This is a genomic window from Cytobacillus gottheilii (assembly GCF_018582665.1).
Classification (GTDB): Bacteria; Bacillota; Bacilli; order Bacillales; family Cytobacillaceae; genus Cytobacillus; species Cytobacillus gottheilii.
In genome coordinates this window covers 219,362-231,729 of sequence record NZ_CP071709.1, presented here as the reverse complement: position 1 = coordinate 231,729, position 12,368 = coordinate 219,362, and the positions used below count along the sequence as shown (strand labels likewise).

Below are 12,368 nucleotides of genomic sequence, written 5' to 3'. Positions count from 1 at the left end.
GGCATTTCGGGGCGTCACAGTGACCGGTCAGACCGGTCAGACCATCGTTCCCTGCTCAACACCATATTTAAGGAATCAATCCATTCTCCTTCAAATTCCAGGTCGTTTTGATCGATACTTTCGAGTACAAATCCAGCCTTTTCGTACACTTTCTTTGCTCTCGGATTAAAATCAAATACACTCAAGGTAATTTGATTTAAATTTGTATTCTGGAATACATAATCAATCAATAATTGAGTGGCTTCGGATCCCAGTCCACGGTTTCTCCCTCTTGGACCGATCAGAATTCTAAAATTCATACTATGATCCTTCTCATTATATAAATTGATAACTGCTTCCCCTACTGCTATATTTAGAGACTTGTCCACAATGGCAAGATCAAGCCGGTCCTTCTGCTCATTTCTAGTGCTATACCACTCTATGACTGCTTCTCTGTCGTAATCAGCACTGCTCCCCGTCAGCTTTAAAACTTCAGGGTCCTTTAAACACTCTTCAATAGATGGAAAGTCATCCAGATTAAACGGTCTCAAGATGACTGCCTCACCTATAATAGTTGGTTTTATACTCAAATCCATCACACGAATTCCTCCTGTATAATCACATCATGTTGAAATAAATTATTGTTCCACCACCCAAATTGAATTTAAATGATACACAAATAACTCATAGATTCTTTCTTGGTTCATTCGTTCTTTTTCCATTAAGGCATGTATGGCGACCCCATCAACTAATGCATACAACCGTTCAATTTCCAGATCGATATTTAAGTCTTTACGCAACAGTTTTAACTGGTCCATTGATCGAATAAGCTTGGTCATTCCCTGATAGATCCTATCATGTGGAAGATCCATATTCACTTGCTTATGTCTTGCGTAGCTTATAAACGTAAACCACACTTCCATTTCAGCCAGTGTTTCGGGATTTGTTGGGACAAGCTGCATCAGGATTTGCAATATCATATCTTTTGGAGGTAATTCTTTTACAGCTATTTTTTCTATTCGCTCTGTTGCTCGTTCCATAACAAGCTTCATCGCAAATTCAAGCAGTTCATCTTGAGTGGAGAAATAGTGACGTAATGCTCCTAATGAGAGCCCTGCTTCTTTTGCTATATTCCGGACTGTTGCTCCTTCCATTCCCTGTTCAAGAATAACCCTCCATGACGCTTCAGCAATTTGTTTTTTTCTTAGATTATGATCAACTATTTTTGGCATAGTTTTATTTTATCATAAATTGTTTTTATAATACGATTGTATTATTTAAAATCAGATGTTATAATCTTTTTAAATAATACAACTGTATTAAAAAGGAGCTGGATCGTTTGAGTATAGTTGGCTGGATGATTATCTTTTGTGAAGTGATGTTTTGGGTCGTCATCTTATTAGGGTTAGTGACCCGGTATATTTTCAAGAGAAAAAGTCTTGGGTTGTTTTTATTAGCTTTAACTCCCGTCATTGATGTTATCTTGTTACTTACAGCTGGCTTTGATTTGTATCAGGGTGAATCTGCTACATTAGCACATGCCATCGCTGCCGTATATATAGGTGTTTCCCTTTCATTTGGAAAAAGCATGATTGCATGGGCAGACCAGCGCTTTCAATATTACGTTACAAAACAAGGAGAAAAGCCAAGAAAACGCTATGGAATGGATTATGCAAAGCATTACTTGAAAAGCTGGGTTAGACATCTGTTAGCCTATCTAATTGGTGTGGGTATATTAATGGGTTTAATCTTTTGGATTGGTGACCCAGCAAGAACAGAAGCCTTACTGGGTGTAACCAGAATTTGGTCAATCGCTTTGGCAATTGATCTGGTCATTTCAGTTACCTTTTTTATTTGGCCGCCAAAACCAAAGGGGATTTCTTCATCAACCTAACATCATCCGGGCAATTTGATCAGTTACCCCCCAGCATTATGAGGTTATGTTTCATCCAACACTCCTAAAGCGGCAATGAATGTTCTGTCCACAATTGAGTTAACTAACACTTTAAATTAAACGGAATTTTTCCGACTATTTACTGGAAATTGGTCTTTTTCGAGGATTTAAGGGGAGGTTTTCCGGTTATTTAAAAGAAAACCTTACATTTTCATATTATTTAGGGCAATAGGCGGAATTTCTCCGTCTATTTAAGCCCTTTTCAGTGATATTTACTTTATAATCGGAATTTCTCCGTTTATTTTTTAGATTGGGTATTTAATTACTTTAAGCTTTCTACCGTCCAATATTCCTTTTACAGTACTTTTCCTTTTTTCTTAGCATCAGCATCTAATCCTGACCCAATCGCAACACCCATTGCCATACCGATTGGCATTCCGAGCGGCATATTATCAAATAAAAGAAATCCTAAAACCAAGCCTATGCTTATACCGAGGGCCAAATATATACCAATATAGTATCCACTAGGAACGAGTTGATGTTTTTTCATTAAATGTGAAGTGATATTTGCTGTCATTTGTCTATGAACCTTTATTTCTTGTGGTGTAAGCTCCTTCGTTTTTGCCTGATTCACCATCTGTAAGAGATGACTTTCTAATTCATCAAAATACTGACGGCATTCTTCACAGTCTGCTGAGAATTCTGCCAATCGATGAATGATCCGGCTGTATTTATCTAATTCCAGCTTTGCGGCTGTTTTTTCGCCAACTTTATTTTTAAGTTCTTCAAGATCAGCCTGGAGCTTGATCACTCTCTCCTCCATAAGATAACCTCCTTCATTACTTTTAATATTGTACAATCCACTGATGCCATTAAAAATCACTTATCTCTTCTACGAACTGCATGAACAATTGGTCTCACTTTTTCTTAAAAACTGCCCTCTTCCTTACATGTCCCATTTCTTTCTATTTACAAAAATTATATTAAAATAATATAATAGATCTCATGTCAGTTGCTTAATCTTATTTTTAAGAGCGGGGGACCCAATTTTTACAGCGGAGTTTCCGCTTGGGGTGAATCCATTAAGGAAGGGCTTGCCGTTTCCCTTAGTCCTAACCCGAAAGCTAACCTCGTAAGCATTTAAGGAAACATATGAGAATATGAAAGAACGTGAATTGGCATCTTCGTCAATTCTATTTTTATTTCAAAATATCATTGTTTTCCTTGCCTAACACAAGTTTATAACAAACAAAAGAAGGTAGGGTAATGAATGAAAAAGTTTAAATTAAGTTTAGCAAGTCAAATTTTTATTGGTCTCGTTTTGGGTATTATTGTTGGCGGGATTTTTTATGGCAGTGAAACCGCTCAAAGTATCCTGCAGCCAATGGGCGATCTATTTATCCGTTTAATTAAAATGATTGTTGTCCCAATTGTTCTCTCAACGATCATTGTTGCGATAGCTGGTGTTGGGGATATCAAGTCTGTTGGTAAGCTTGGCGGCAAATCTTTAGCATATTTTATCGGTATGACACTGGTTGCTATAGCAGTAGGCCTAGTCTCCGCTAATATATTCCAGCCAGGTGCCGGCTTAAACATGGAAACTCTGCAGCAAAGTGACATTTCAAACTATGTTGAAACGAATGAAGCGCAAGAGGACAAATCCATTGCAGATACACTTCTGCATATAGTGCCCACAAATCCGGTACAAGCAATGGTTGAAGGAGATATGCTGGCCATCATCTTTTTTGCTGTAGTATTTGGCCTTGGTATTGCCGCAGTAGGGGATATCGGGAAACCAGTACTAAGATTTTTCGAGGGTACAGCAAAAGCAATGTTTTATGTGACGAACCTCTTTATGAAATACGCTCCAATTGGCGTGTTTGCTCTAATTGGTGTAACCATTTCTAAGTACGGTTTTTCATCCTTAATTCCATTAGGGAAATTAGCCATTACCGTTTATGGAACGATGATCTTTTTTGTCATTGTCATCTTAGGATTAATGGCCAAATTTGTTGGATTTAGTATTTTTAAATTATTGAAGATAATAAAAGGTGAATTATTACTTGCCTTTTCAACCGCAAGTTCAGAAACGGTACTTCCAAGGATTATGGAGAAGATGGAGCAGGCAGGAAGTCCAAAACATATTGCCTCTTTTGTTATTCCTACAGGCTATTCTTTTAACCTGGATGGTTCCGTTTTATATCAGGCAATAGCTTCTTTATTTATTGCACAAATGTTTGGCATCGAGTTAAGCATTGTACAGCAAATCACGCTGATGCTTGTTTTAATGGTTACTTCTAAAGGAATGGCTGGTGTACCAGGTGTATCCTTTGTTGTTCTATTAGCTACATTTAGTACAATTGGATTGCCGCCTGAAGGCTTAGCATTTATTGCCGGTATTGATCGTATACTTGATATGGGGCGTACAGCGGTAAATGTTGTGGGAAACTCTTTGGCAGCCATTGTGATCGCCAAATGGGAAGGTCAATTCAACCCTCCAGCAGAGGCAGAAGAAGTTGTAAAAGCTTCTTAATGCTGCGGGGAACAGGGATCAACTATTATAAAAATTAAACAGCAAAAAGGACAAGATCTTTTTCTTGTCCTTTTTGTGTTGCGTTTCTTTCTTTGTTCGCCGTGATTCGACAAATTCCGGGGCGTCACTGTGACGAGCCTGCGCGCACAAACCTCCCTCAATCCACCACAATATAAGTCGCTTTCACAGGTCCATGAACCCCAACAATCAGATTCATTTCAATATCAGCACTATTGCTCGGACCCGTAATAAAGCTTACATAGGATGGTACATCTTCACCCTGTTCCTGCATATTGTGGATATGTGCAGCAGCTTGCGTCATTCGAGCTACAAGTGTGCTTTTCGGAATAATCGCAATAAAAGTTTTAGGCAGCAGGCTGATCGAGCGACCATTATCCTTATGGTTGAACAAAGTCACGGTACCAGACTCTGCTAAAGTAACGTCACTAAATACAAGCCCAACATCTGCAGATTCAGCTATCTCCTGATTTTTCTTGCCCAAAGCTGGATTCCAAACATGAACATCAAGTCTGTCCTCTGCCGCTTTAAAAAATTCATTGATCCCATATTCTTCATGCCGAGTATCATTTGACATAATAATAGACTTCCCAGCGAACTCATCTATGGTTTCTTGGAGAACGCTAACTAATCCTTTGCGGTCTGTTCGTTTAAAATCAGTATGAATGACTCTGCAATGTTCAGCTAAAATCTCCACTAACTGATCTTGCGTTTTATCTTTAAAAACCTCATATTGAGGTGTTACACTCCACTCTGGACGCTCAACCCCTTCAATGCGGCGTTCCCTTCCAAGTGTGGCAGCCAGCTTATCTAAAAATGCCTCACGATTCTTTATTGCCATTTGACTCACCATCTTTCTGCCTTTGCTTAAACCAGTCACGGAACGATTGACCCTGCGGAACACTAAAATTGCGCACGTCAGTCCATTCTTTTAAAGGTCCAGGTCCATTTTCAATTTCTTCATCCTTCACCCATGGTCCAAGAGCAGGCTTGGCGAACTTTGCACTTAGATTATAAAGTGATGGATGGCTGGACCATTGTTCAAATCCTTTCATCATAAGCTTTTCGGCCATTGGTGCTTTCTTTTCTCTTTCAACAATGATTTGACGGTGGCGAACCAAATGCTCATGAAGCGGTATTTTCACCGGGCAAGCCTCTGTACATGCTGCACATAGTGTAGATGCGTATGGCAGTTCCTTATGATCGTCATACCCTTCTAAAAGCGGAGTGATGACTGCACCGATTGGTCCAGGATAAATGGAATTATAAGCATGGCCGCCAATATGCCGATAAACAGGGCATGCATTAATGCAGGCTGCACAGCGAATACAATGAAGTGCAGATTGAAATTCCGTCCCAAGTATTTTTGAACGGCCGTTGTCAACAACAACCAGGTGAAACTCTTCTGGTCCATCTACTTCTTCAGGCCCTTTGGCACCTGTAATAGCAGTAATATAACTCGTAAGCTTTTGACCAACAGCAGCTCGAGTTAATAAACTAACAAGAACCTCCATCTCTTCCCAGGTTGGAACAATCCTTTCCATACCCATCACTGTAATCACGGTATCCGGCAGACTCGTTACCATTTCTGCATTTCCTTCATTTGTAACTAATGTGATTGAACCAGACTCGGCTATCGCAAAGTTACAGCCTGTAATGCCCACATCCGCTGCAAGGAAATCCTGACGCAGCTGCTCTCTTGCAAAAGCGGCCAGCTCTTCTGGAGTATCTGATCCCTGATAGCCTTTTTTCTTGGAAAATGTTTCACGAATTTGCTGCTTATTTTTATGCAGGGCAGGAGTTACAATGTGTGAAGGAGGATCTTCGTCTAATTGTAAAATCCACTCTCCTAAATCGGATTCAACGACCTCAGCTCCTGCTTCTTCAAGCGCCTTATTTAAACCAATTTCTTCTGTGACCATTGATTTTGCTTTAACTACTTTTTTGGCCTCTTTGTTTTTAATGATATTTTTTACATACTCATTTGCTTCTTCAGCTGTCTGAGCAAAAAAGACATTGCCGCCGCGTCTTGCCACTTGCTCACTTAATTGATGCAAATAGAAATCAAGATTCTCCATTGTATGTGCGCGAATTTCAGAACCAAGCTGGCGCCAGTCCTCCCAATTCCCTAATGCTTCTGCCTGTGTTAATCTTCCGTTCCGAAATCTTCCTTGAGCGGAGGATACGGCTTGCCTCATGAAGTCATCCTTAATTCCGTTTTGAATTCGTTCTTTGTATGGAATCTCGCCAATTTTGACGCTCATGTATATCCCTCCGTTTCTTAATGGGTGTTTAAAATTTCTGTGATATGAACGATTTTGACATTTTTTCCTTCACGGCTCATTCGGCCGCCAATATTCATTAAGCAGCCCATGTCTGCACCGACCAGATATTCTGCTTCCGTTTCTGAAACATGACGCGACTTCTCGCTAACCATCTCCTGTGAAATGGCTGCATTTTTCACTGCAAACGTTCCCCCAAACCCACAGCAGTCTTCCTCGTTTGGCAGCGTGACTAATTCTACTCCCTCTACATTGTTTAGCAATATTTTCGGCTGTTCCTTTACACCCAGCAGCCGTTTCATATGACAAGAAGAGTGGAATGTCACCTTTCCTTTAAACGTTGATCCGACATCCGTCACTTTTAACACATCTACTAAAAACTCAGTGATTTCATAGCATTTAGAAGCAAATGTTTTAGCTTCCTGCTCCCATTCTGGATCTCCGGCAAAAACATGAGGATATTCTTTAAGCATGCTAATACATGAACCGGATGGACCGACAATATATTCCGAGTCCTGGAAGGCCTTCATCATCTGTTTCATTGACTGCTTCGCTTCCTTTAAATAGCCGCTATTATACGCAGGCTGGCCGCAGCAAGTCTGCCCCATTGGATAATCCACTGTACATCCTAAGCGCTCTAGAATTTCCAGTGTGTTTTTTGCCACATCAGCAAAGAGGATATCACTTAGACATGTACTAAATAAGGAAACCTTCATACTAACTCACCTCTAAAAAATTTGGTAAAAAACCGCACCGCTCTATTATTCGATATATTGAAAAAGACGCTTTTGAACGGTCTGCAAATGCTCAAGCATCGCCTGTCTTGCTTCGTTTGGCTGTCTATTTTTTATAGCTTCATAGATTTTCCGATGTTCTGTTTTCAAGTCTTCTATTGTATTACCCGAATATAAGAAAACTTTTCTCGCTTCCTGAATCGTTTCAGATATAACTGAGGAAACACTGCTCATTAAATTAAATAATAATTTGTTGTGTGTTGCGTTTGCAATGGCTAAATGGAAATCGATGTCTCCACTTGATGCCAATTCTTCATTGCCATTGGCATTTTCCATAACAATGATTGCCTTCTCAAGGGCCAGCAGGTCATCTTCCGTATGAACAAGAGCCGCCTGAGCAGCTGTACCCACTTCTAAAATTTCACGAACCTGATACAGTTCTTTTATATCTTCAATTTTCATTAAAAAGGCGATATTAACAGGCAGCTGGAACTTGGACGGATCAAAACTGTTTACAAATGTTCCTTCTCCGTGCCTTACCTCTACTAACCCCATCGTTCTCAGACCGCTAAGCGCTTCCCGTATAGTTGACTGACCCACTTCAAAGCTTTTAGCTAACTTTTCAACAGAATCTAATTTATCACCAGGTTTCAATTCACCTTTTTTTATAAAATCAATTATAGTTTCTGCTACTTCTTCATAAATCTTTTTCCCGCGGACACGTTTATAATTCACTATCTTCAACCCCCATCTATCTCTCTATTATATAAGTTTACTTACAGGAGAAACCAATGGGAAATCATGTTTACAAGTTTAGAAGAAATTTAAAAAGAGAAATCCTGAAATACCTGCTAAGACTCCATACACAATCGCAGGTCCAAGTGTTTTACGAATAATCTCACCTTCTTTGCCGGATAAACCAACAACGGCACTCGCAGCTACCACATTATGCACACAGATCATATTCCCCGCTGCTGCACCGAGCAGCTGTACAGCTAATACAATATTGATGTCTAATCCGATTGCCTCTGCCACATTGTACTGAATTGGTGAGAAAGTTAAGGTCGAAACGGTTGCACTTCCAGTAATAAAAGCTCCCAGTTCTCCCAGGAATGGAGCAACGAAAATCCAAACAGAACCTAATGAATTAGCAAGCGACTCTGCAATATATTGCGGCATGCTGTTCAAATCATTCGCATTTATACCTGAATTAACAAATACTTGCACCATGGCTAACGTGGCAATTAAAGATATACTAGTGATTTTCATGGTACTTAATGCTTTCTTTGATGCTTGTGTGAATGCGCTATGTGATTTGCGCTGAATGATAAATGCAAAAATAGCTGCCAATGTTAAGACAGTTCCTGGAGAATACAAGAACTCCCAAGCTGATGTAACCCCTTCAACACCTAAGATATTTGTCCATGTGAAATCAATTGCAGTCTGTGTAAATTTCTTGAGCCAAGGTACAATTCTTGTCAGCAATAACAACGCAACAACTATAATATACGGTGACCAAGCTGTAATAATACTCATCGACGATCTTTGATTACTAACTGTAAAGTCCTCACGCATTGCCTTTTTCCATTCTGTTTTTGGAAGCAGGATCCCTTTAGAGGCTGTAAGTGTAGCTACAACTAAAGTAATAAGGGCAGCGAGGATCGATACAAACTCATGACCGAACAAACTTGCCACACCAAAAGCACTGGCTGTGTAGATTACGCCAATGAACAAAGTCCACGGAAGCATTGGCAGTGCCCCCTTCAAACCATCCCCGCTAACTGCAGATAAAACGACCATTAGTATAAATGGAATAAAAGTACCTGCCAGCAAATCAAGACTTGTAACTGTCACTGCAATCTCATGAAAAAAACTGGTATCGGCATTTGGAATATTACTTAACCCGACAGCCACTGGTGTACCTACTGCACCAAACATAACGGATGTACTATCGGCAATTAATGCGATTGTCGCAGCTACTAAAGGACGAAAACCAAGAGCTAATAATAATGGCCCTGTTACCATGGCTGGTGTTCCGAACCCGGCTGCTCCTTCAATAAGAGCACCAAATAAGAAAGCGACAACAATTACCTGTACACGCATATCCCCTGAAATGCTTTGAAATCCTTGATTAATACGATCAACAGCCCCTGTGTTTTGAAGCGTATTCAATAAAACCAGGGCTCCAAATAAAATCCATAAAATAGTCAATGTTTTATGGGTTCCTTGAAAAACAGATGATAAAACAACCTGCCCTTCCATCCCCCAAGCCGTAAGCGCTAACAAAATTACGATAACTGAACTAATTGCCATGCCCTTTGCTGCGGACATTCTCAGCACAACTAAAAACAAAAATGGAGCAATAATTGCACTTAATGCAATAAGCAATAACATATAAACCCTTCCTCCCTTGTTTTTCCAGAAAAAAATACAAGCGTTTACATATTAACAGGTCATCTGATGACCTTATAAATATAGTTACATATATTTCATAATTTTACAATGAAAAAGTTAATATTTTGTGAACAAATGTGACTTTTTAAATAGTCTGTTAAAATATCAGCCATTTAGATGCCGAGCATCTATTAAAAACAAAGTCAGTATGTTATACCTCTTTTAATTTAGTAATAACCTTACCCGGTCACAAAAAAGAGACTGGGACAAAACGAAAATGCTATTTCTAAAACACGAATATTCATAATCATGGTTTGCGAGTCTACATAAGCCCGTTCCACCTGCGCTGCGGACCCTCGCTTTCCGTGGGGAGCAAGTTCCTGCGGGGTCTCACCTTTTCCTCTATTGCCCACAGGAGTCGAGTGTCCTCCGCTCCATTTCACTCATGTTAATAAAATATATTTTATAATCATAAAAAAACCGAATGATTAGAAAGATGACTTCCTAACCATTCGGTTATATGAGAGTGTTAAATACTAATGTCCCAGCCTCTTTTTTTAATTCTTTTCAATTCAGCTATTTTAATTTTACAACCAAAATGGCTTACACCAAAAACACCCCTCATTTAATTTCTATCCCTAATCATTTATCATAATTAAGTTATTTCGCAGTATCCTTTATAAGGTATAATTAGTTTATCTAATAAACAAACTAATATTTTTAATCTTCCGTAAATATGGTAAAATATTAAAAATTGAAGACATTTACCCCTATTAAGAGAGGCTAACGGCTCATGTTGAATCAGCTCAAGAAATGGAATACGCTGCGAAATCAAATTTTGTTTATTTTTTTAATTGTCATGATGATTGTACTATTGATTGTCAGTCTTCTTACGCTGCGACAAGTCTCAACCTTATTGAAAAACAATGCGGAAAAGCAATTTCAGCAAGTAGCTATTGAAGCAAACGGAAGAATGGAAACGCTTTATAACCAAATTAATATGTCATCCAAGCTTATGATCACCGATAGAGAGGTTCAGAGAGTATTGACAGATGTATATGACGGAAAAGAATTAGTCTTTAGAGATCGTCAAAAATTAATGGGCCATGTCAATAGAATTATGGGTAATACAGAGGGAGTCGTTTCTGTTCAGCTTTTTTCAAATAATCAAAAGCGTGTCCTTCCTCTTGATGAAGACTCCTTAATCAATCAAACGGAAAGAAAGTGGATTAACGCAGCAGATCAAGCTAAAGGAAATATGGTGTGGATCGGTGATGACCCAAATGATAAAAACAACTTCCTAGCCATACGCAGAGTAAATCTCATGGAACGGCAGTATAGCAATGGCGGTTATCTGTTAATTTCCATTAACCGCGATTATTTTTATTTTGCAAATGAGGTATATGAGAACGATCAATTCTCTATTCTTTTGGATCAATACCAGAATCCAATTATTCAAAATTATACCGGGGACACAACAAGTATTATTAACAGCATTGATAATACTATCCAGCTGGATAAGCGGGATTACTTAGTCACAAAGCAGACATCCGATTTAACCGGGTGGACCGTATTGATCTTAACCCCAGTCAGTGAATTAACAAAGGGCATTTCAGGGATTCGAACAGGAATTATCATTTCCGGTGTAGTTGGGGGATTCATCTTTACTGTCTGTTCCATTTTCCTTTCTACTATTATTACAAGACCGATTTTAAGACTGACGAAAACCATGCAGCGCGCTGGGGAAGGTTCATTAACACTGAATCCCAGTGTTCATTCTGTCAATGAAATCAATGAATTAAATTATACGTACAATCAGCTTGTGAAAGGTACCAATCATTTGATTCAGATGGTTTATCAAAAAGAAATCTTACGGAACCAGAGTGAATTGAAGGCTCTTCAGGCTCAAATTAACCCCCATTTTCTATTCAATACCTTAGATGCTCTTCATTGGTCACTTGAAGAAAAAGGAGAAGACGAGTTGTCAGAACTTGTTGTATCAATGTCAAGTTTATTTCGTTATACCATTACAAAGGAAACCGATGATGATTGGGTATTTTTAAAAGATGAAATCCATCATATCGGAAACTATATGGATATTATGATGATGCGTTTTGGTGACAGGTTAAAATGGCATGCCACTGTTCCAAAAATATATGAAAATGTGAAAATCCCTAAACTAATTATTCAGCCTTTAGTTGAAAATGCGATTTTGCATGGTGCAGGAAGAAAGCCAGGAGAATGCCTTATTTCTGTCAGGGTTCAACCTGCCAGTCATTCAGACAAAGAAATCGAGATTATTGTTGAAGACAATGGCTCTGGAATGGATGAAGAGCGGCTTCGCTGGGTTATTCAATCTATGAAAACGGGCGGGACGTCTTCAGAGAGCGGAAAAGGAATGGCAATATCAAACGTCTATAAGCGCCTGCATTTGTATTTCAATGGTTTTTCTCATCAAGAGTTTGTGATAGAAAGCCAAGTAAACAAAGGAACAACGATATCATTTAAAATACCGATTAATGCGGGGGAATGAA

The 12,368-nt window shown here is 39.1% G+C and carries 11 protein-coding genes and 1 riboswitch; of the genes, 3 read left to right on the top strand and 8 right to left on the bottom strand.

The window, feature by feature from the left end:
* Window positions 1–14 precede the first annotated feature (14 nt).
* Window positions 15–575 carry a GNAT family N-acetyltransferase gene (locus J1899_RS01250; protein WP_214478712.1) on the bottom strand — a complete coding sequence of 187 codons (561 nt, stop codon included), beginning with the start codon at window positions 573–575 and terminating at the stop codon, window positions 15–17.
* A 42-nt stretch (window positions 576–617) separates the two neighbouring features.
* Window positions 618–1,211, bottom strand: a complete 594-nt coding sequence (locus J1899_RS01245; protein WP_214476977.1) for a TetR/AcrR family transcriptional regulator — start codon at window positions 1,209–1,211, stop codon at window positions 618–620.
* Between the two features lie 107 nt (window positions 1,212–1,318).
* Here J1899_RS01245 and J1899_RS01240 point away from each other — a divergent pair, with 107 nt between their 5' ends.
* Window positions 1,319–1,873: a hypothetical protein gene (locus tag J1899_RS01240; protein ID WP_214476975.1), complete on the top strand. Its 555-nt coding sequence runs from the start codon at window positions 1,319–1,321 to the stop codon at window positions 1,871–1,873.
* A 355-nt stretch (window positions 1,874–2,228) separates the two neighbouring features.
* Here the strand turns inward: J1899_RS01240 and J1899_RS22520 are convergent, their stop codons facing one another.
* The gene (locus tag J1899_RS22520; RefSeq protein WP_246586548.1) at window positions 2,229–2,696 is read right to left on the bottom strand and encodes a glycine zipper domain-containing protein; all 468 of its coding nucleotides are present in this window, start codon (window positions 2,694–2,696) and stop codon (window positions 2,229–2,231) included.
* Window positions 2,697–2,876: 180 nt separating this feature from the next.
* Window positions 2,877–3,027, top strand: a riboswitch (cyclic di-AMP (ydaO/yuaA leader).
* A 116-nt stretch (window positions 3,028–3,143) separates the two neighbouring features.
* Here J1899_RS22520 and J1899_RS01230 point away from each other — a divergent pair.
* Window positions 3,144–4,406, top strand: coding sequence for a cation:dicarboxylate symporter family transporter (locus J1899_RS01230; protein ID WP_214476973.1), 1,263 nt, complete (start codon window positions 3,144–3,146; stop codon window positions 4,404–4,406).
* Window positions 4,407–4,563: 157 nt separating this feature from the next.
* On the opposite strand, the gene J1899_RS01225 is transcribed toward J1899_RS01230, so the two are convergent.
* From J1899_RS01225 to J1899_RS01205, 5 genes are all read right to left on the bottom strand, one after another.
* Complete coding sequence (locus tag J1899_RS01225; protein WP_180320261.1) at window positions 4,564–5,265, bottom strand: LutC/YkgG family protein; 702 nt, start codon at window positions 5,263–5,265, stop codon at window positions 4,564–4,566.
* Window positions 5,246–6,688, bottom strand: coding sequence for a LutB/LldF family L-lactate oxidation iron-sulfur protein (locus tag J1899_RS01220; RefSeq protein WP_214476972.1), 1,443 nt, complete (start codon window positions 6,686–6,688; stop codon window positions 5,246–5,248). The genes J1899_RS01225 and J1899_RS01220 overlap by 20 nt, the downstream gene beginning before the upstream one ends.
* 17 nt (window positions 6,689–6,705) lie before the next feature.
* Complete coding sequence (locus J1899_RS01215) at window positions 6,706–7,422, bottom strand: (Fe-S)-binding protein (RefSeq protein WP_066451053.1); 717 nt, start codon at window positions 7,420–7,422, stop codon at window positions 6,706–6,708.
* 45 nt (window positions 7,423–7,467) lie between these two features.
* Complete coding sequence (locus J1899_RS01210; protein ID WP_214476970.1) at window positions 7,468–8,175, bottom strand: FadR/GntR family transcriptional regulator; 708 nt, start codon at window positions 8,173–8,175, stop codon at window positions 7,468–7,470.
* A 78-nt stretch (window positions 8,176–8,253) separates the two neighbouring features.
* A complete protein-coding gene (locus J1899_RS01205; protein ID WP_214476968.1) occupies window positions 8,254–9,834 on the bottom strand; it encodes an L-lactate permease in 1,581 nt (526 codons plus the stop codon).
* Between the two features lie 793 nt (window positions 9,835–10,627).
* Between J1899_RS01205 and J1899_RS01200 the strand changes: the two genes are divergently transcribed.
* Window positions 10,628–12,367, top strand: coding sequence for a sensor histidine kinase (locus J1899_RS01200; protein ID WP_214476966.1), 1,740 nt, complete (start codon window positions 10,628–10,630; stop codon window positions 12,365–12,367).
* The last annotated feature ends 1 nt before the right edge of the window (window position 12,368 follow it).

Bases quoted from the DNA above. Each gene is read 5' to 3' on its own strand.
- J1899_RS01250 (WP_214478712.1), bottom strand. From the start codon at position 575: ATGGATTTGAGTATAAAACCAACTATTATAGGTGAGGCAGTCATCTTG.
- J1899_RS01245 (WP_214476977.1), bottom strand. From the start codon at position 1,211: ATGCCAAAAATAGTTGATCATAATCTAAGAAAAAAACAAATTGCTGAA.
- J1899_RS22520 (WP_246586548.1), bottom strand. From the start codon at position 2,696: ATGGAGGAGAGAGTGATCAAGCTCCAGGCTGATCTTGAAGAACTTAAA.
- J1899_RS01230 (WP_214476973.1), top strand. From the start codon at position 3,144: ATGAAAAAGTTTAAATTAAGTTTAGCAAGTCAAATTTTTATTGGTCTC.
- J1899_RS01225 (WP_180320261.1), bottom strand. From the start codon at position 5,265: ATGGCAATAAAGAATCGTGAGGCATTTTTAGATAAGCTGGCTGCCACA.
- J1899_RS01220 (WP_214476972.1), bottom strand. From the start codon at position 6,688: ATGAGCGTCAAAATTGGCGAGATTCCATACAAAGAACGAATTCAAAAC.
- J1899_RS01215 (WP_066451053.1), bottom strand. From the start codon at position 7,422: ATGAAGGTTTCCTTATTTAGTACATGTCTAAGTGATATCCTCTTTGCT.
- J1899_RS01205 (WP_214476968.1), bottom strand. From the start codon at position 9,834: ATGTTATTGCTTATTGCATTAAGTGCAATTATTGCTCCATTTTTGTTT.
- J1899_RS01200 (WP_214476966.1), top strand. From the start codon at position 10,628: ATGTTGAATCAGCTCAAGAAATGGAATACGCTGCGAAATCAAATTTTG.